This window comes from Stenotrophomonas sp. STEN225, assembly GCF_056756445.1.
The window spans coordinates 42,455-61,261 of record NZ_JBRRBV010000006.1 but is presented as its reverse complement, the minus strand read 5'-3'; the positions used below and the strand labels follow the sequence as shown (position 1 = coordinate 61,261).

General features: G+C 62.8%; 16 protein-coding genes. 4 read left to right on the top strand and 12 right to left on the bottom strand.

Annotation, left to right across the window (positions count from 1 at the left end; all coding sequences use genetic code 11):
* Positions 1-465: 465 nt before the first annotated feature.
* From ACVOJ1_RS07920 to ACVOJ1_RS07875, 10 genes are all read right to left on the bottom strand, one after another.
* Entirely contained in the window at positions 466-1,047 is a 582-nt protein-coding gene (locus ACVOJ1_RS07920) for a deoxycytidylate deaminase (protein WP_346480280.1), read from the bottom strand.
* Between the two features lie 510 nt (positions 1,048-1,557).
* Positions 1,558-2,181, bottom strand: coding sequence for a nucleotidyltransferase family protein (locus ACVOJ1_RS07915; RefSeq protein WP_346480279.1), 624 nt, complete (start codon positions 2,179-2,181; stop codon positions 1,558-1,560).
* Positions 2,157-3,218: an XdhC family protein gene (locus ACVOJ1_RS07910; protein ID WP_346480278.1), complete on the bottom strand. Its 1,062-nt coding sequence runs from the start codon at positions 3,216-3,218 to the stop codon at positions 2,157-2,159. Before ACVOJ1_RS07910 ends, ACVOJ1_RS07915 begins: the two co-directional genes overlap by 25 nt.
* Before the next feature lie 9 nt (positions 3,219-3,227).
* The gene (paoC, locus tag ACVOJ1_RS07905) at positions 3,228-5,432 is read right to left on the bottom strand and encodes an aldehyde oxidoreductase molybdenum-binding subunit PaoC (protein ID WP_346480277.1); all 2,205 of its coding nucleotides are present in this window, start codon (positions 5,430-5,432) and stop codon (positions 3,228-3,230) included.
* The gene (locus tag ACVOJ1_RS07900) at positions 5,432-6,382 is read right to left on the bottom strand and encodes an FAD binding domain-containing protein (protein ID WP_053515781.1); all 951 of its coding nucleotides are present in this window, start codon (positions 6,380-6,382) and stop codon (positions 5,432-5,434) included. Before ACVOJ1_RS07900 ends, paoC begins: the two co-directional genes overlap by 1 nt.
* Positions 6,379-7,026 (bottom strand): aldehyde dehydrogenase iron-sulfur subunit PaoA, encoded by a 648-nt coding sequence (gene paoA / locus ACVOJ1_RS07895; RefSeq protein WP_065182255.1) that lies wholly within the window; start codon positions 7,024-7,026, stop codon positions 6,379-6,381. Before paoA ends, ACVOJ1_RS07900 begins: the two co-directional genes overlap by 4 nt.
* 1,581 nt (positions 7,027-8,607) lie before the next feature.
* Positions 8,608-8,907 (bottom strand): hypothetical protein, encoded by a 300-nt coding sequence (locus ACVOJ1_RS07890; RefSeq protein WP_227255271.1) that lies wholly within the window; start codon positions 8,905-8,907, stop codon positions 8,608-8,610.
* A 590-nt stretch (positions 8,908-9,497) separates the two neighbouring features.
* Positions 9,498-9,713 carry a hypothetical protein gene (locus tag ACVOJ1_RS07885; protein WP_065182350.1) on the bottom strand — a complete coding sequence of 72 codons (216 nt, stop codon included), beginning with the start codon at positions 9,711-9,713 and terminating at the stop codon, positions 9,498-9,500.
* Between the two features lie 427 nt (positions 9,714-10,140).
* Positions 10,141-10,470, bottom strand: coding sequence for a hypothetical protein (locus tag ACVOJ1_RS07880; protein ID WP_253118483.1), 330 nt, complete (start codon positions 10,468-10,470; stop codon positions 10,141-10,143).
* A 306-nt stretch (positions 10,471-10,776) separates the two neighbouring features.
* On the bottom strand, positions 10,777-11,973 hold the full coding sequence (locus ACVOJ1_RS07875; protein WP_346480276.1) for a GAF domain-containing sensor histidine kinase: 1,197 nt from the start codon (positions 11,971-11,973) through the stop codon (positions 10,777-10,779).
* 199 nt (positions 11,974-12,172) lie between these two features.
* Here ACVOJ1_RS07875 and ACVOJ1_RS07870 point away from each other — a divergent pair, with 199 nt between their 5' ends.
* From ACVOJ1_RS07870 to ACVOJ1_RS07855, 4 genes are all read left to right on the top strand, one after another.
* Complete coding sequence (locus ACVOJ1_RS07870) at positions 12,173-13,024, top strand: AraC family transcriptional regulator (RefSeq protein ID WP_111187015.1); 852 nt, start codon at positions 12,173-12,175, stop codon at positions 13,022-13,024.
* Between the two features lie 203 nt (positions 13,025-13,227).
* Complete coding sequence (locus tag ACVOJ1_RS07865; RefSeq protein WP_346480275.1) at positions 13,228-15,534, top strand: TonB-dependent siderophore receptor; 2,307 nt, start codon at positions 13,228-13,230, stop codon at positions 15,532-15,534.
* Positions 15,535-15,653: 119 nt separating this feature from the next.
* Positions 15,654-16,049 carry a hypothetical protein gene (locus ACVOJ1_RS07860; protein WP_346480274.1) on the top strand — a complete coding sequence of 132 codons (396 nt, stop codon included), beginning with the start codon at positions 15,654-15,656 and terminating at the stop codon, positions 16,047-16,049.
* Positions 16,030-16,428 (top strand): hypothetical protein, encoded by a 399-nt coding sequence (locus tag ACVOJ1_RS07855; protein WP_111186954.1) that lies wholly within the window; start codon positions 16,030-16,032, stop codon positions 16,426-16,428. Before ACVOJ1_RS07860 ends, ACVOJ1_RS07855 begins: the two co-directional genes overlap by 20 nt.
* Positions 16,429-16,527: 99 nt before the next feature.
* Here ACVOJ1_RS07855 and ACVOJ1_RS07850 read toward each other — a convergent pair whose 3' ends face one another.
* Both ACVOJ1_RS07850 and acuI read right to left on the bottom strand, forming a co-directional pair.
* Positions 16,528-17,625, bottom strand: coding sequence for a hypothetical protein (locus ACVOJ1_RS07850; RefSeq protein ID WP_346480273.1), 1,098 nt, complete (start codon positions 17,623-17,625; stop codon positions 16,528-16,530).
* Positions 17,626-17,801: 176 nt separating this feature from the next.
* Positions 17,802-18,788, bottom strand: a complete 987-nt coding sequence (gene acuI, locus ACVOJ1_RS07845; protein WP_346480272.1) for an acrylyl-CoA reductase (NADPH) — start codon at positions 18,786-18,788, stop codon at positions 17,802-17,804.
* Positions 18,789-18,807: the final 19 nt, after the last annotated feature.

Genomic DNA, 18,807 nt, shown 5'->3' with positions numbered 1-18,807 from the left:
GTATTGGCATCCGAGACCACCAACGTCAGCGACTCCTTCACTCGGCTGAGTGCGACGTACATCCGGCACTTGGCATAGTTCGTTGCAGAAAACTGCGCTTTGTCGCACGCCATGACCATGGCATGGTCGCACTCCAGCCCCTTGGCTTTGTGGACGCTGCCCTGACTCGCACCCGGTAAATCGGGTCGCCCGCACCTGGTGGATCCCTCTTTCCCATTCTCCGAGGATACGACAGCTAGTCCAGCCAAATGCAGTCCTCCTGGGCCCGCATTGCCCCGCTCCCCTCTCAGCAGGCCAATGTCCGCTTTGGGTCGAAAGCGGACCTCCCTACCGCCGATAAATCTTCCTAATCCCCTGCGCCGACAATGGCTGCTATTGGCTGGAGACGAGCGTAGAACGCCTGAGTTAAGCCGTGCCGCGAAGCGGCACCAGCTTGAACGAATGTTAGACCCAAGCGCAGGAAGCTCACTTGCGGTTTGGTTTCTTTGCGGCAGCGGATCTTCGGGCGGGCGCGTTTGCTTTAGGCTTGACGGCCATCGGCGGCGCAGGCTGTTTGTTGTTTGCCCAGTCTGCTCTTGGATCTTCAATGTCCAGTTTGTGGACGCGGTTATCAAAACCCTTTGATTGGAGCACGTTGTACTGCTCTCTGAGCTCAGCTATTGGGTGCTGCCAGTCATGAAGGTAGTAGATAGCCTTGATTTTTGCTTGAACCATTGCCTTCGTGCAGTCAAAGCAAGGCCGAAGAGTCGAGTAAACGGTGGCGCCTTCAACACCGTTACCGAAACGAGCAGCGGAGACGATAGCGTTCTGCTCAGCATGAACGCAGATGCACACGTCATAGCCGACGCTCGCTTGGTAGGTTTCTCGATCCCTGCACCGAACACAGCCGCCATCGCAGCAATTCTTAATTCCTTCCGGGGTGCCGTTATAGCCGGTGGACACGATTCTGTCGTCTCGGACTATTACCGCCCCGACTTTTCGTCCAAGGCAGTTAGCATTCTCACGAACTGCGATCGCGATGGTCATGTAGTACGAGTGCTTATCCACGACTCCTCCTTGTGTCTTTGGCTCTAGCTACCTAATAACCAGACCCCTGGATGCGGTTATACGATTTATCCATAGCGCACCGTACGGTGCGCTATCCCGTTGATTCGGGCCGATCTTAGGTCGACTGCGTCCTGCTGGCAAGCTGAAGTTTAACCAGGGCAACGAGACCGACACTTGCGACGTCGAAGTCCGCTTTGGGGCGAAAGCCGCCCTCTCCTACCCACGATAAACATCCCTTGTCGCGACTGCATCGGCTACGTCCCACGCCTTCTCCACCATCGGTGCAACCAAGCCATATAGCAACATGCGACGCATCGCCCCAAAGGATTCAATTCGATTAACGTGACGAATCACGACCGTTTGCTGCCCCTCATTGGCGCCCCACCCCTTACCCACTCACAAGGACGAGGTGGCACGCATGACCTATAGCGGAATCGGGGTCCACGTACAGGTGGCCATTTGCTTTGCGGTGCATGCCATTCGCGGATTCCCGGCAGGTGAGCGTGCGACTCACTCAGTATCGATCCAGCCCGCATCGCGCGCACGCGCAAGATCTTCTGGCGTGTCGATATCCAGGGCCAGTTCCGGTGCCTGTAGGACATGCACGGTATCGGCAGGAAGTTGCCGCAGGCGCGCTCCGAAGCCGCGGTCACCGGCTGCACCCACAGGGCTGAACCAGGCGCGCGGTACTACCGCGGGAACGCCAAGCGCACTCCCGTGACGCGTGCCCGCGCACGCTGATGCCGCGGCGCGGGCACCCGAAAGCAGCGCCTGCAGATGGGCGTGCTCGATTGCGGGCTGGTCGCATGCCACGACCATCACCGCGCTCACCGTCGGCAGCAAGTGTGCGCCGGCGACCTGCAGACTGCTCGCCAGGCCGCGTTCCCAGTGGTGGTTGGTTACCGGGGTGGCATCCAGCCCGGCAATGCTGGATGTCACTGCCTGTGCGTTCGCGCCTACTACGACCAGCACCTGCGCTGGCGCGAGCTCCAGCGCCAATCGGACCACGCGATGTACCAGGGTCTCGCCCTGCCGGGTTAGAAGCTGCTTGGGCTGGCCAAGTCGGGTGCTCCCGCCGGCAGCAAGCACGACGACCGCATGCGGGTCAGTCACCTGCCGTGCGCGCTTCGCCATTGCTGCAGCTGCGCGGCGATGCTGAGCGAAATCGCCTCTGGCCCTCGGCCGCCGATTTTCAGGCCAACCGGTGATCGAAGTCTCGGGGACAGGCGGTGGCGCTGATCCGGAGTCAGCAGTTTGAATAAGTCCTCGCGCCTTCGCTGCGGACCCAGCAGTCCAATGAACGCGACTTTGGTATCCGCCAGGGCCACCAGCGCCTCCCGGTCAAGTTCGAAATCGTGATGCATCACCAGTACCGCGTCGCACGGGTCGCCATGGAAGGCCTCGGCCGGGCTGGTCTGCAACTGTGCATCCGCGCCCTGCCCCGCTGAGGCCCAGCGCGCTCGCCGTTCGGCCACGCTGATCCGCCACCCCAGGCCACGCAGCAACGGAACCAGGAAGGGCGTTTCAGGACCGCCCCCCAGGATCAGGGCCCGCGGAAGCCGGGGCAGCGTCAAACACCACGCCCCCTCACCAAAGGGCTGCATACCGTCCATCGGATGCAGCTGCCACGTCCGCTCGCGATGGCCCGCGCGGAAAACAATCTGCCCCGATGCGCGAAGCTCGCGCTGTAGTGGCACACCCTCGCGCAGCCATGCCTCGATGACAACGTCGATGCCGGCCATGGCACGTAATGGCAGGAGCGCAATCCGCAGCCGACCGCGGCACCCAAGCGCGGACCCACTCAGCAGGTCCTCGTCACTGCGCGTGTCGATCTCGATCCAATCGACCTGCCCTGCCACGCTTACCTGCTCTGCACGTCGCGCGAGCTCGGGCTCCAGGCATCCGCCGCTCAGCCAGCCGACCTGGCTGCCGTTGCAGAACAGCACCATGTCGCCGGCACCGGCGTAGGTGGAGCCATCGGCTTCCAGCACCAGCGCGAGCACGGCGTGCTGCCCCGCGCGCACGCGCGTCAAGGCCGTCTCGAGCACGCTCCGCGGGCTTCCTTCGGTGAGGAAGCCCGGCGCTGCCAACAGTTGCCCGGCAGCATCCCTGGGCCCTCCTCCACCCATCGCGGAGGCCTCCAGAGTGGCTGAGGCCGCGGGTTGGTCCATGCGCAAGGGTCAGCTCACGTCGGGCAAGCCGGGCAACAGCTTGTCCAGGGTGATGGGATAGCTGCGTACGCGCACACCGGTTGCGTTGTAGACCGCATTGGCGATCGCGGCGCCGACCCCACAGATGCCCAGTTCACCCACGCCCTTGGCCTTCATCGGCGAGATCACCGGGTCCAGCGTATCGAGGAAGACCACTTCCTGGTACGGAATATCGGCGTGCACGGGAACCTCGTAGCCGGCCAGGTCGTGGTTGATGAACAAGCCAAGCCGCTTGTCGACCACCAGTTCCTCCATGAGGGTCGCACCCGCGCCCATCACCATCCCGCCGATGACCTGGCTGCGTGCGGACAGCGGATTGAGGATCCGGCCGCCATCGCATACGGCAAGCATGCGGCGAATGCGCGTCTCTCCAGTGTAGGCATGCACGGCGACCTCGCAGAAATGCCCTGCGTAGGTGCCGACGTCGTAGCCTTGTTTGAAGTCGCCGAAGGCAATGCCGTCCTCCGCCGACAGTGTCCCCGCCTCCGCCAGCTTGATGGTCCGCCCATCCGCCTGGATGCGGCCATCGGCGAAGTTTGCGGTGTCGCCGTTGAAGCCCATTTTCTCGCCCACCTTGCGGCGCAGGCTGACGCACGCCGCGTACACGCCTGCGGTGGAGCTTGCCGCGCCCCACTGGCCGCCGGAACCGGCGGAGGCGGGATGACGAGAGTCGCCGAGGGTCACCTGGACCCGGTCCAGCGGCACGCCCATGGTCTCGGCTGCCGTCTGCGCGATGATCGTGTAGGAGCCCGTGCCGATGTCGGTCATGTCGGTTTCCACGATCACGCCGCCTTGGCCGTCGAGCCGCACCCGCGCCGCCGACTTCATCGTCGGTGCGCCGCGATACCCCGCGGACACGCCCATGCCGACCAGCCAGTGCCCTTCCCTTACCTGCGCCGGCCTGGCATTGCGCTTGTTCCAGTTGAAGCGCTTGGCGCCTTCGCGCAGGCAGCGCACCAGGTTGCGGTCGGAGAACTTCTTGGACGGGTCGCCGGGTACGACCTCCGGCTCGTTGAGGATGCGGAACGCGATCGGGTCGAGGCCCAGCTTCTCGGCCATCTCGTCCATCGCCACTTCCAGCGCCATGTGGCCTGGCGCTTCGCCCGGCGCGCGCATTGCATTGCCTTCGGGCATGTCGAGCGTGGCGATGTAGTTGGCCACCAGGCGGTTGGCGCCCGCATAGAGCTTGGGCGTCTGCAGGGTGCCGTTCTCGCCGTCCTCGCCGTTGATGTTGCCCGACCAGTTCTCATGGGCGATGGCGGAGATCCTGCCGTCTTTCGCGCAACCGATCCGGACGCGTTGAATGGTTGCGTGCCGGTGGGTGGTGTTGTTGGCCATCAAAGGCCGTTGCAGCGCGATCTTCACCGGTCGCCCGACCTGCTTGGCCGCCAACGCGGCCAGCACCGCGTCGGCACGGATGAACAGCTTGCCGCCGAAGCCGCCGCCGATATAGGGCGAGTCCACGCGCACCTTGGCAGGATCGATGCCGAGGATCGCCGCCATGCCCTGCCTGGCCCAGTCGATCATCTGGTTCGCCGTCCACAGCGTGAGCGTGTCGCCCTCCCAGGCGGCGATGGTGGCGTGCGGCTCCATCATCGAATGACTTTCGTCGGAGGTGTGGTAGGTCTCGTCGAGTTTGACCGCGGCGCTCGCGTAGGCGGTGTCGAAATCGCCCAGCGCCTGCCGGTCGGGCTTGCCATCGCGCCCCTTTGCTAGCGGCGCGGACGGCGCCAGTGCGGGAAAATCGAAGCGGCCCTTGCCGCGCTCATAGCGGGTGCGGATCAATGCCGCGGCGGCGCGGGCCTGCTCGAAGGTCTCTGCCACCACGCAGGCGATGGCCTGGTGGTAGTGGGCCACGTCGGGGCCGCCGAACAGCGGTGCATTGTTCCAGTTCGATTTGCCGACCGGCTTGGTCTCCGGTGCGGTGATGACCGCCAGCACGCCCGGGGCGGCGCGTGCGCGGGAGGCATCCATAGAAATGATGCGCCCCTTGCCGATGCCCGCGCCGACGATATAGCCGTAGGCCTGGTTCGGTGCCACGTCATGGCGCTCATACGCATAGGGGGCGGTGCCGGTGGTCTTGCGTGGGCCGTCGATGCGCGGCGTCGACTTGCCGACGACCTTAGCCTTGTCGAACAGGTTGTCACCGGCGGGGGCGTTGAATTCAAGGGGCATCAGTGCTCTCCTTCCACCAGCACGGCTGCGAGGGTGCGCTCGGCAAGAGCGATCTTGAACGCGTTCTCCCGCGTCGGACGGGCGCCGGCGAACACCTGCCGGGCCGCGGCCTTTACGCCGTCGCGCAGCAGGGGTTCGGCTGCCTCGATGCGCCACGGCTTCGGCGCAACTCCACCGAAGGCGAACCGCGCCGAGCCGTCTTGCTGCACGACCGCGGCGACCGACACCAGTGCGAACGCATAGGACGCGCGGTCACGTACCTTGTGGTACACGTGCCGACCGCCCAGGGGTTCCGGCAGCGTGACGTGGGTGATCAGCTCACCGCGCTGCAGCACGTTGTCCTGCTGCGGCCTGTCGCCGGGGGAACGATGGAAATCGGCGATCGGGATGCTGCGCGTACTACCGTCACCCCTGACGGTCTGGATCGAGGCGTCCAGCACCCGCAGGGCCACCGCCATGTCGCCCGGATAGGTCGCGATGCAGCTGTCCGAGGTGCCGATCACGCCCATCTGCCGGGAGAACCCTTCGAGCGCGCCGCAGCCTGATCCGGGCAGGCGCTTGTTGCAGGGAAGATGGGGGTCGTAGAAGTACGGGCAGCGCGTGCGCTGCAGCAGATTTCCGCCGGTGGTGGCTTTGTTGCGCAGCTGCCCGGAGGCGCCTGCCACGATCGCGCGGGTCAGCACCGCGTAGTCGCGGCGCACGCGTTCATGCGAGGCCAGTGCGGTATTGGTGACCAGCGTGCCGATGCGCAGGCCGCCCTCGTCGGTGGGTTCGATCCTGTCCAGGCCGATGTCCTGCACGTCGACCAGGTGCGTTGGCGTCTCGACCTCCAGCTTCATCAGGTCGAGCAGGTTGGTCCCTCCGGCCAGGAACTTCGCACCCTCGGTACCGGCCACGGCTTTGGCGGCCTCGGCCGGGGACTTCGCGCGTTCGTAACTGAAGGCCCTCATGAGCGCCTCCCTGCAGAGGTCACGCCAGCGACCTCTTGCATTGCCTCGGCAATGTTGGAATAGGCGCCGCATCGGCAGAGGTTGCCACTCATGCGTTCGCGCATTTCCATGCTGGTGGCCTGGGGCAGTGCGCTGACGTCCGCCTGCACATGGCTGGGGACACCCCGCTTGATCTCGTCCAGTACCGCTACCGCCGAACAGATCTGCCCCGGCGTGCAATACCCGCACTGGTAACCGTCATGCTTGATGAAGGCGGCCTGCATCGGATGCAGGTCATCGGGGGTTCCGAGGCCTTCGATGGTGGTGATGGCATCGCCCTGGTGCTGCACCGCCAGGCTGAGGCAGGCATTGATGCGCTCACCGTTGACCAGCACGGTACAGGCACCGCATTGACCGTGGTCGCAGCCCTTTTTGGTCCCGGTCAGCTCCAGATGTTCGCGCAGGGCATCGAGCAGCGTGGTCCGCGTGTCGAGCTCAAGCTCCCGGCGCGCGCCGTTGACGGTCAACGCCACCGTGCTGATGACCGGCGGCCTGGGCGGCGGGGATGCCGCCAGCTCGGCGGCGAGCGATGACGCCCCCGGTGCGGCGGACATCGCCACGGTCGTGGCGCCGCCGGCGATCACCTGGCGACGCGTCAACTTCATTCCTTCATCCCAACTTGGCACAGTGACCTCCTGGCGTTCGGGGAAACCCCGTGGCTGGATGGACGCGCTCACACTACTCAGAGGGCACTATGCCCGTCTTCGGGGTACAGATTTGTGAAGCCGGTCGGAGGCATGCCGGCATCAACGGCCGAGCGTACTGGCCGGTCATCTTCAATGCCGTCTCTGGCAAGCGTGCGCCACAGACACTGATCTGCGCCACTGATCTGCCCCATCAGCGGAAGCCACGAGGGGATACTGAATCCCGATTGGAGATTCGTTTACGCCCGTCAACACCCGCCGCAGCTGGGTTGAGCTCAAACAGGGATTGAAACGTGGAGTCGCCTCGACGCTGCTCGGATCTGATGCATCCGAGTCTTAACGCGCCAACCTGCTGTGGATAGTCCAGATGCGGAATGGACTGCATCTGCCATGCGTAGGGCGGAAGTTTCAGTATTCGTCCTTGCAGTGGAGGAAATGTCTTCAGCTGCCGGCTTGAACCGGGACGGCTCTAGTTTGGCCATGGAGATCGTGGCGCCGCGGTAGAGCTACGGTTCGATGAATCAGTGCCTCAGCTTTCCGCCAGATCTCTGCAACGAACACGATCACTCGGAAACTCCACCGTCAGGCCCATTTCGGCAGACAGCTGCTCTATCGCGTGCGCGGAAACTGACCTGCAGCGGCACTTCGCAGATGCGAAGCAAGAACTGGGTGGGCACCGTCAGGGGCCAGCACCACATTGCTGCCGTGGGCTGGCAACGGCTTTGCCCCCAGGGGGTGTGCCCCGTTCGGGCATCCTTCCTGGCTATCCACCTCGACCGCCAGCCGGAGACGATTGACGTGAAGGGGATCTCACATCAAAGAGCGGACACTGCAATCTCGCGGCTCTTCTCCGGTGCACAATCCTTTGCTCCCGTGTCCAGCCCCCCAAATGGCACGACCATGCACCCTCCCAACGCCTTCAGGGTCCATTCGATCCTGCCCCAGCTTGCACTCGATGGCGCAATCATCCGACTGGATCAGGTGCGTTCAACCTGTAGAAGCTGTGGGCTGAGGTCGTCAATGACCAGGGGCGCAGGCTTTGAAACAGATCAGAAGGGAACCACCCTCACCTGCCCTGCATGCGGGGCCACAGGTCTGATGGACGAAATGGAGATCTGGCACCACTGGCTCGAGCAGTGCCGTCGTCAACAACTCTTGGCGCGCTCCAAGCAGATGATCCATTCGATATCGAGGACTAGAAGCGAGTGATGGACATGCCCGAAGGGCTGGATTGCCTCCGCCGCCGCGAAGGCTCCACTGAGGTCTGTCGCGGCTGCCTGAAAGTGATCGCGTGTAGGGCGCAAGGCTGTTGCTGCCGATCGCGCGCGGGCAGATACCCGAGGCATGGATTCAGCTGCTGCCTGATTTCGCCGGATGTTCCGTCATTGCGCATGACCACGTTTGGGCCCGGAGGCATCGGCACCGCGCCGCGTCCAGCGTACGCAAAGTCTTTCGGCCGGCTGGGCTGGCCCTACGCCATGATCTCAGAGCGGCGGCGAACCCACCGGGAGATTGATCCTCCAGTCCCGGAAACGGCGCGCCTCAGCCGTCGGCTGGATGTCTCCCGGCCAAACTTCCCATCGTAAAGGCGAATCCCGCCTCTTCCAGAAGCGCCCTCATGCGCAGTTCCACGCGACGAGGTGAGCGCAGCCCATTGGGCGCGTAAAGGGCATACACGTAGCCAGCACCGTCAATGATCTCGCGGCGTACTGCGCACTCAGTCGATTCACTGGCTTCGCACCAGACAGACATCAGCCTGGCGGGGCTGATCGACTGTCCGTTCCGAAGACGGAAGAACAACCAGCGCACGCCTGGCGGTTGGGCTCGATCTACTCTAGCCATTGCGAGCCCCGGATCCGCCTCGACAGATCGCTGAGAACTTCAGGATCCAGGCGAGGGCGGTCATCTCTCGATGAGCGTGGCAGATCTATGCGCTCACCACCTCTCACCAGAGCGGGGAGATCGGACTGAAGGTCAATCCACCACCCGGCAGGAAGGCCGAGCCCCGTACCCGTTCGGTCGTAGATGCATATCGGGAAGTTCATAGCGTTGCTCCTGGATTTATCGAGCATACGCTTGCGCAATGTCAGGTCCGAATGCGACTACTCCAAGGCTGACGCATCGACTCTCTTTGCACAGATGAACACGCGTGCCTCGTCTCGCTGAACTTTCAGGAACGACTCAAGCCAGCAAAGAGCAGCGCCTCGATTGGCAATCACTCTTCCCAACTCTTCAGTCAAACACCGCGCACATTCCATTCCACCAGGACTCTCGCCATGGCAAGCCCGGCACTGAGCCATCGTCGTCGTGCTGACCGGGCGCGATTGGCACATGATCTGAGACATCAAGGTCACAGCCTGATTGTGAGACGACATTCCAGCCTTCCTGTCGATGCCGAAGCAGCCGCGCTGGGCGCGGCCACCTCTGGGGCATCAACGCTGACTGTCGCGATCAACACCCGCCTTTGGGTTCTGGCCAGAGCTTGGCTGTCCAGTCTCTGTTTCGCTTGGCTGCTGCTGTTGCTGCCCTTGCTGTCCGGCCAGATCCTCACCGCCGAGATCCTTGCCGTCCGCGTGGCCCTGCTGGCCGGGCTTCTTCTCGACACTCGAGTTGCGGCCATCATTCTGGTTCTGGGAAGTGTTGTTCATGTCTTGCTCCGATGCAGCCATCTGCTGCGACCCCACAGTGGGCTTCAGCGCGTTACGCAGCCGTGCCCGATTGGATCGAGTATGAACAAGCGCCATGAACAGGCCGCTGTCCTGAAGGGTGTACAGTGCATGTCCAACAGGAGCAAACCATGGAACGCACGAGGAACAAGGATTTCGTTGACGTCGAGCGTGAGCTCACCCATTGGGGGTTGGCATTCAACTCTGGCGCCCTGCCTGCTGTCAGCTTTCGCCATGAAGTTGACCCCGTCATCCGGCTCGCGTGTGACATCTACATCAGAGATCCGCGAGGAATGCGCGAGGCATGGCTGGGCGCCCTCCAAGTCAGGCTTGCGGCTCGATCCAGTCTCCGCGGGCACCCCGGCGCAGCGGAGATCGCGACCCTATGCTGGTCACGACTCTCCTGCCCTTAGCAACGCCCCTCCTGCCCAGCTGCATCATTCCCTTCCCGCATCAGCTGATCATTCAGCACGTGGACGATGGACATGACAGCATCTGCAAGCGCCCGAGAGTCGCTGATCGAACCGTAGAAGTAGATCTTCGAGCCTTCAACCCGGACTTGCGCAAGCGAAAGCTGAGTCGCCAGCGCCTCACACTTCATCAGGAACAGTTCAATCCAGCGAGCACCGGGGGCAAGGTCCAGCAATGCAATGATGGCCTCGTCGGTAGATGAGTCGACATGCTCCTGTAGCCGTGGCACGTCGAAACCTATGATTCTTGGAAGCATGGAGGCGCTCAACGATCTGTCCTCTCGCTCAGGGGCAATCTCAGTATTGCCCACGGTACACAGATCTACAATCAAGCGTTCGAGAAGGAACTTTCCGACCAACCCCAGCAAGGAGGCACGATCCACGCTGGATGCGCGAGAGCTTCCGTTGACAGAGCTATTGTCCGGCCAACAGGTGCCTGACGGTCTGCCTTCGCCCTCGCGCAGCGCACGAAGTGCTACGACGTGAGCTACCACAGCTTGCTTGAGCGAAAGTCCACCGCGGCCTACCTCCTGGATAGTGCATGCCGCGGCATCAAGCAGGGCCAGCCCCGGCGCTCAGGCAACATCCGCGCTTGGCATCCGGAACGTGAACACTGTTCCGGCACTTTCACTTGACACCACATCGAGTATCCCGCCATGAGACTTGGCAATCTCCGATGCGATGTAGATGCCCAGACCAAGACCTGGCCTGGGAAGCTCGCCCTTCTCACGCGAGAACGGGTTGAAAATGGTGCTGAGCCTGTCGGGCGCAATGCAGCCTGCGTTGTGCACATCCAGCGTGAGGCGATTGGATGCAGCGTGCACCCTCAGCGTGACAGGAAGCGACCGCTCGCCATGCTGCACTGCGTTCGTCAGCAGGTTGGCCAGCAGCTGCGACAGCCTGCCGGGATCGCAGACCACGCTGCCCTCGATCCGCATCTGCACATCGATGTCCTCGCGACCGGTGGCGATCGCCACTTCCGCTGCAACTCGTTCAAGGTCAGCTTGCAGCGTATCGCTTTCCCGGAGCGAGATCGGGATGCCTCCACCCAATCGGCCCCTGGCAAAATCAAGTACATCGTTTATGAGCCCATCCATCCGGTTCACGCCAGATGCGATGTGCGCAAGCATCTGCTGCTGACGCGCGGACGTCGCCTCATCCTCAAGTGCATCTGCTGCTACGCTGATTGCCTGGAGGGGGCTGCGAAGATCATGGCCCAGTACCGCGATGAACTGATCGCGCAAGTCGGAATCCCGCTGCGCGTCCGAAAGCGCCGTCTCCGCTTCCTGTAGGCGGTCCTCCTTGTCCAGATAGTTGCCGACGAGCTCGGCAAGCAGCTCCATGGACCGTCGGACATGGGCTTCATCGAAGTTGCCCGGCGAAGAATCGATGGCGCACAGGGTGCCGAAGAATCTGCCGTCCGGCCGATGAATCGGAACCGACGCGTAACTCTCAAGCCCGTAGATCCGAGGCGTGTGGTGCTTGGAGTACAGCGGGTGGGTACTGGCGCGTGCGAAAACCACGGAGGTTGATGACTGCCTGATCTCGTCACAGATGGTGGTTTCCAGGACCAGCTGCCCGCCTGGAACAAGCCCGAACCCGAGCGTGTCCAGGGTGGCGCAGGCCGTCCAGGTCGTCTCTGTAACCCTGGCAATCGCCGTGAATCTCGAGCCCGTGATATGGGCTACGGTTTCGAGGATGCGCGGCACTGCCTCGATACGACCGATCTCAGCGACGTCATTGAGAAGGTGGGGATCAGTCAGCGTATGCATATGTTGGCAGGCGGGCACAGTGATGCATCATCCCATGAAACCGCCATCGCAAGCCGGCTCCGTTCAGAAGGGGGCGTCCAAAGCGGGCAAACGGGCGATGAGCCCGCAGCCGCGAGCATGCGCCTGCTTCATTGACAAGTGAATGGCCGCAATCCCTAATCGGGCGGCAGATCGCCGTCCGCCTATCGACCCCTTCATCATGTCCAGAGTATCCACCACTGATTTCGCAGCGCACGCGAGCGTCGACAGCCTTCACCAGGCAGTTGTAGCCGTTACTGCCGCTTCGGTGGCGCGGGACTGGGAAAATGAGCGCCACCAGCACCGCAAGGCACAGCTGATCTATTCGGTTCGCGGCGTCTTGACCTGTGAGGTGGAAGATGGCGTCTGGATCGTTCCTCCGCAGTGCGCAGTCTGGATACCGGGCGACCTTCCCCACTCGGCAAGGGGAGCGGGACACACAGAATGCTACTGCCTGTTTGTCGAGCCGGAGGCCGCACCGGACCTCCCAACGTTCTGCTGTACCGTTGCGGTTTCGCCATTGCTGCGCGAACTGCTGTTGAAGGCGGCTGATTTTCCTGAGCAGTATGCAGCTGGAGGCAAGGAGGAGCGCCTCATTGCCACATTGCTCGACCAGCTGGCAGAGGCCCCGGTTGAAGATCTGCATCTGCCGATGCCGCGCGATGCAAGACTCCGTCGCCTGGCCGAGTGCCTGCTGGTCGACCCGACCGACAAGACCCCGAAGGGCGTATGGGCGAGCCGCGTCGGCATGAGCGAGCGCAGCATGAGCCGCCTCCTGCAGGACGAGATCGGCATGGGCTTTGGGCGTTGGCGCCGGCAGCTGCACGTCATCCTTGCGCTCCAACGTCTGGCCCAAGGTGAAAGCGTTCAAACGATCGCACTGGATCTGGGGTACGGCAGTGCAAGCGGCTTTGTAACCATGTTTCGCAAGGCGATGGGAAAGCCACCTGGGCGCTACCTTTCAGAACGCTCCATGCTGGCGCCGCAGATCGCGCCGCCCACAATCACCTTGCCCGGCCATCTGCCGGGCTGAACGGGCTGGCCAGCTCCCGCCCCCCCCTGGCCTGCTCCACCTCCGGCCCGGTTCGACCCCGCTCCTTCGTTGCAGCCGACTCTCGCCTGCCGCCTGCCGCCTGCCGACCTGGCCTGACTGAACAATAGTCTGGCCTGGGTTCGCCAGTGTTCCACTGGATTTCGTTGTTAAATGTGCCGCCCAAACGCGAATGACTATTATTTATGACTGGCCAGCAGAGCGCCGATGCTCCCCATTACCCGATCAACGTGCTTGCCGGTGCGGATGGGAATTCTGATCTGGAGTACAGGCGCGGGCGCCCGAGGGACGCCCGATACGCTGGCCTGGCCGTGGCAGTTGCATGGGCCCTGCTGGGCGCGCCGACCGCATTTGCAGGCGAATCCGTTCCGTCGGATCGCGCGGACGAATGGACAGCGCCGGAAGAGACCGCGTTACCCACGGTTACAGTGCTGGCTCACAAGGACAAGGCGGCCACAGAGGGCACAGGATCCTATACGACGCGGGAGTCCTCTGCCGCCACGCGCATGCCGCTGTCGCTCCAGCAGACGCCGCAGGCACTGACTGTACTGACGCGTCAGCGCATGGATGACCAGCACCTGGACTCGGTGCAGGCAGCGCTGGAGAGCACGTCCGGAATCGCCACGTACCAGTCGGACAGTGAGCGTACCAGCTTCTATGCGCGAGGCTTCCTGATCAATAACATCCAGTACAACGGCATACCCACGGTGGTCGGCAGCACCGTCAATGGAAGTGGCATCGGCGCTGTTGATACAGCCTTCTACGACCGCGTGGAAGTCGTGCGTGGTGCATCGGGCCTGCTGACAGGTACCGGCAACCCTTCAGCCGCGATCAATCTTGTGCGCAAACGACCGACACGTGATTTCTCGGCGAGCGCTTCGCTGGGGGCTGGCAGCTGGGAGACCTATCGGAGCGTCGGCGACATCTCCACACCGCTGACCGCGGACGGGCGGATCCGGTCGCGACTGGTGGGGACATACCAGGACGGACATAGCTACCTTGATGGTTACAGGCCGCAGAGGAAGTCACTGTACGGCGTCATCGAGGCCGATCTGACCGCCGACACGACCTTCCGCCTGGGGTACGAATACCAGGACATCACGCCGAAGGGATCGACCTGGGGAGGCCTCCCACTTTGGTTCAGCGATGGTACGCAAGCGGAGTATCCGCGCTCCAGGAACTACGCGCAGGACTGGAGCTATTGGGACAACACCCTCAAGACGGCCTTCGCCGAAATCGAGCATCTCTTCGGAAACGGCTGGAAGTTCCAGGCCACCGCGAATCAATATCGGACCGAGAGTGCCGCCGAGCTCCTTGGCCTGATCGGCCGACCTGATCGTGCCACAGGCCTGGGCGTGTTCCCCAACGGGGCCTATCCGGTAGCGCTGGCGTCCGAGGGGCGCAGTCGCCAGAACACGTTCGACGTCATGGCCGGCGGCCCCTTCCAGCTGTTTGGCCGACAGCACGATCTGGTCGTCGGCGCCACCCGCTCGCGGCGCAACGCATATCAGGTGGACGTCGCCCCCTTCTATGCAGGCATCTGGCCGGTGAACGTGTATGAGTTGAGCCCCTCATTCCGCAGGCCTGACTTCGATGCGATGTCCACAACGCCGACGCGAACCCGAATCAAGCAAGGTGGCGTCTACAGCGCGGCGCGACTCTCGCTGGCTGAACCATTGAAGCTGATCGTCGGGGGTCGCCTCAGTACCTATGAAATCGACGATGCGGCCGGTGGAGCACCGGTGCACTACAGAAAAAGTGGCGAGTTCACCCCGTACGCCGGCCTGATCTACGACATCAACGCGACGTACTCGGTCTACGCCAGCCACACAGGAGTGTTCAACCCACAGACCGAGTATCGGGACAGCAACGGTAACGTGCTGACCCCTTCAAAAGGCAGAACAAGCGAAATCGGGCTGAAGGCAGGGCTTCTTGACGGGCGCTTGACTGCATCGATTGCCCTCTTCCACACCGAACTGGACAACGCCGCGCAATCGGTCGCCGGCACCTACACACCCAGCGGAGCGCAGGCTTACCGCGGCGCCGACGGGACCAGGTCTCGCGGTGTCGAGCTGGATCTTCAGGGAGAGCTGTCCCGTGGATGGAACGTCTACGCGGGTGTCGCGCACTTCACTGCGAAGGACGGTGCCCACGAGCGCTTGAACACGCAGTTGCCCCGCACCACAGCGCAGCTTTTCACGACCTATCGGTTGCCGGGCCAATGGGACCGCTTGACGCTGGGCGGCGGCTTCAAATGGCAAAGCCGCTTCTACAACGCGCCCAACACAGGAACCAGTTCCCTGGGTGGAGAACAGGGATCCTATGCACTTCTCTCGGTAATGGGTCGCTACTCCATCACGGACAAATCCAGTGTGGCTATCAACGTCAACAACGTCCTGGACAGGAAGTACGCGCTTCAGAAGGGAGATTTCGACACCGTCGGCTATGGCGCGCCGCGCAATGTGATGGTGACGCTGGACTACAGATACTGATTCATCACTGTACCCGACAAGATCCATAGAGGCTCATCAGAGAACAATCCGCCATGCCCACTCAGCCCTCCTCGCCCACCGCCCCACCCCGGCCCGGAAGTGTTCCAGACAAAGTTGCATTGCTGTGGCTGACAACTGCCGCTGGCGCCATTCTCTTTGTCACCTTCCAGCTGTTCTTCTACGTCAACGACTTCGCCAGGGCCAAAGGAGCGGCACCGGCGATCACGTTTGATAACGATGCGCTCTGGGCATTTCCCGCCTATTACGGGTGCTGGATAGTGACAGGGCTTCTCGCACTGTCAAATACCCGAAGATCCCGGTGGATTGCGCTGATACTGGGGAGCGCACTTGTGCTGCTGAATACGCTCGGCGGCGTCTTCGACGGTTTCAGGGACGGTTGGCACGTCACCTTTTCCGCAATCTTCTTCATCACGCTGCCGGGCCTGTTCGCTGCAGCGACCACCTGGCGACACATCAAACTGAAGGAAGCCGCCCATGTCGATGAACAGCAGTGATTTTCCCCTGGTCTGGATGGACCTCGCGCAAGGCCCCGAACACGAACATCAGGATGACTTCGACGCGTTCGAGGAAAATCTGCGCCGGGGGGAGCCCTTCGTACTTCTCACTGATACGGCGCCATCGGAGGAGCATGACCACTCGCCAGCGGAGAAGAAACGCATGGCGCTGTGGATGAAGCAGCACAAGGCCGAGCTTCGCAGGCTGGTTCTGGCGATGGTCCTGGTCGAGCCCAATCCGGCCAAGCGCGTCGCCTACAAGGCGTTCTCGGTACCCTTTTCCAAGTTCTGGGGCTACCCTCTCCACATTGTCACCTCACGCGAGAAGGCAATAGAAGTTGCGAGGAATCTGCTGTCTCAATCAAACGAGACGCCCTGAGCCGCCTTCGTTGGGCGCTTTACCTGCGGCGCCTCAGCGCTCCTGACAGCATGCCTCCGAGTTCTTCAATGGAAGGTCCTGCTGAGCGCGCGAGGCCGATCAGAAATAGAAACCGAGGTTCAGATTCAACCGAGAATGCCAGCGCGAAGGGCCTCCCTCGCTGATGCCGATGCCGTCGCCGCCGGCAAACCACATGTTGCGTCCGGCGATCCAATCGACATAGGTGAGCATGACGCCCTTCTGCAGGCTGCAACCGGTCACGTTCTGCCACGAGTTGCGTAGGCCCGCGCGGTGCCCGACCGGGCGGGTCATGCTGAGGTTGTTATAGCAGGTGATGTCATCCAGCCAGCCCTTCTGGCCGAACGAATAGGCGATGTTGGCGCTTGGCACATCCGCCTGCACTGCAACCTGGAAGGGGGATTGGAACGCCGACATCGCGATGCGATCTCCGGGCACGTCATACCGGTACCGCGCCCACTGCAACTGCGCGGTCCAGCCATCGCGCGTCCACTGTGCATGCAGAGCTGCACCCTGGTGACCGTAATGGCGTCGTGTCTGTGTGTTCTGCACTTTGCCGGCGAACGCGGATGCGCCCAGCAGCAGGTCCCCGCCAGCCCAGTCGCGCGCATTCTCCACGCGTGCATGCAGCCGTTGCCGCTCGCGATACGGCAACGCCTCGGTCTGCGCGACATCGAAGGAGTAGCGATCGTAGCGAGCACCCGATCCGTATTCGTCTCCGGAGAACCAGCCCAGATGCCAGGTTGTGCTGCCGCTGCGGTGAATCACTACAAGGCCCGGATCGTAATCATCCTCGATGCCCAGGTAGTAGCCGGAGCCGAACCAGAAACTCTGCGAAACGGTAGGGAGCAGCCCGAATGGGACTTGCTGGATACCTGCCTTCAGCTGGGTAGCATCGGAGAACTGCCAGCCCGCGTAGGCGTGATGCACAGCGTCGAAACCATCGTACCAGCGGTATTGGGCAGAGAAGGAAAACGGCCCGGTCCCAGCGTCGAGGTCTGCACGCAGCAGTTCAAGCTGGAGGCGGCTGGTCGCGCCGTAGTCGAGCCAGCCGTAGTTGAACCTTACCGCGCCGCCCGGCTCGAAGTAAGCGCCGCCGTTTCGATCGCGTTCCGATGCCTCCGCTGTCAGCGAAGCGCTGACGAGCACGGCAGCGGCAATAGAGGAAATGGCTTTCACGATGGGGTTACTTGCCTCCCTGTTCCGCATGTGAAAGCGCGCAAGTGTAATGTCGCGGGCAGTGAAGAAGGCGTTGGTCGATGGTCGGCGCGGTGCAGGCCCGCGCCTTCAGGAAACGGCAGAGCCCCCGGCCAGCGGCGGCACGCCATCATCAGGCAGCGGCAACGATCCTCACGTCAACGATTGACGTTGACCACGACGCGTCCGCGGATGCGTCCTGCCATCAGGGCTTCGGCAGTGGCTACAACCTCTCCCAGGCCGATGTGCTGGGAGATGGCGTCGAGCTTGGCCATATCCAGGTCCTTGGCAAGCCGTTCCCACGCCACGAGCCGCTCTGCGGTGGGCCGCGTGACGCTGTTGATTCCCAGCAGGCTCACGCCGCGCAGGATGAAGGGCGCCACCGTGGCAGGAAAGTCCATGCCCTGAGCCAGCCCGCACGCGGCCACGGCGCCATCTTCCTTGATGGCGGCACACACATTTGCAAGTGTGTGGCTGCCCACCGAGTCAATGGCGGCACTCCACCGCTCCCGCTGAAGTGGCTTGCCTGGCTGGGACAGCACATTGCGATCAATAACCTCGCTGGCACCCAGGGACTTCAGGTAGTCGGTCTCGTCCAGCCGTCCGGTGGACGCCACGACGTTGTAGCCACGATCGGCCAGCAATGTCACAGCGAAGCTGCCTACGCCTCCGCTCGCTCCGGTAACCAGCACTTCACCGGCATCCGGAGAAAGGCCATGGCGCTCCAGCGCGATCAGACTCAGCATGGCGGTATAGCCGGCCGTTCCGATAGCCATGGCTTGCTCGGGTTGCATGCCCTTTGGAAGCGGGATCAGCCAGTCGGCGTTGACGCGTGCCAGCTGCGAAAGCCCTCCCCAGTGCCGCTCACCCACGCCCCAGCCATTGAGAAGCACCTGGTCGCCCGGTTGATAGCGCCGGTCCGCCGACTCGAGCACAGTGCCGGCCAGGTCGATGCCGGGCACCATCGGAAAGGACCGCACCACCGCACCGCCCTGGCCGGTGATTGCCATCGCGTCCTTGTAGTTCAGTGTGCTGTGCGAAACCTGGACGGTGACGTCGCCCTCCGGCAGGGCCGATTCAGGCACCTGCCTGACGTCGACCTGCAATTCGTTTCCCGTCTTGTCTATGTATACGGCGTTGAACATGGCCTTCCTCCTGGGGCAG

What these genes read in the sequence shown, in the direction of transcription:
- ACVOJ1_RS07875 (WP_346480276.1), bottom strand. Translation starts at nt 11,973, where the DNA reads ATGCATACGCTGACTGATCCCCACCTTCTCAATGACGTCGCTGAGATC.
- ACVOJ1_RS07915 (WP_346480279.1), bottom strand. Translation starts at nt 2,181, where the DNA reads ATGGCGAAGCGCGCACGGCAGGTGACTGACCCGCATGCGGTCGTCGTG.
- ACVOJ1_RS07910 (WP_346480278.1), bottom strand. Translation starts at nt 3,218, where the DNA reads ATGGACCAACCCGCGGCCTCAGCCACTCTGGAGGCCTCCGCGATGGGT.
- paoA (WP_065182255.1), bottom strand. Translation starts at nt 7,026, where the DNA reads ATGAAGTTGACGCGTCGCCAGGTGATCGCCGGCGGCGCCACGACCGTG.
- ACVOJ1_RS07865 (WP_346480275.1), top strand. Translation starts at nt 13,228, where the DNA reads ATGACTGGCCAGCAGAGCGCCGATGCTCCCCATTACCCGATCAACGTG.
- ACVOJ1_RS07890 (WP_227255271.1), bottom strand. Translation starts at nt 8,907, where the DNA reads ATGGCTAGAGTAGATCGAGCCCAACCGCCAGGCGTGCGCTGGTTGTTC.
- acuI (WP_346480272.1), bottom strand. Translation starts at nt 18,788, where the DNA reads ATGTTCAACGCCGTATACATAGACAAGACGGGAAACGAATTGCAGGTC.
- ACVOJ1_RS07885 (WP_065182350.1), bottom strand. Translation starts at nt 9,713, where the DNA reads ATGAACAACACTTCCCAGAACCAGAATGATGGCCGCAACTCGAGTGTC.
- ACVOJ1_RS07870 (WP_111187015.1), top strand. Translation starts at nt 12,173, where the DNA reads ATGTCCAGAGTATCCACCACTGATTTCGCAGCGCACGCGAGCGTCGAC.
- ACVOJ1_RS07855 (WP_111186954.1), top strand. Translation starts at nt 16,030, where the DNA reads ATGTCGATGAACAGCAGTGATTTTCCCCTGGTCTGGATGGACCTCGCG.
- ACVOJ1_RS07900 (WP_053515781.1), bottom strand. Translation starts at nt 6,382, where the DNA reads ATGAGGGCCTTCAGTTACGAACGCGCGAAGTCCCCGGCCGAGGCCGCC.
- paoC (WP_346480277.1), bottom strand. Translation starts at nt 5,432, where the DNA reads ATGCCCCTTGAATTCAACGCCCCCGCCGGTGACAACCTGTTCGACAAG.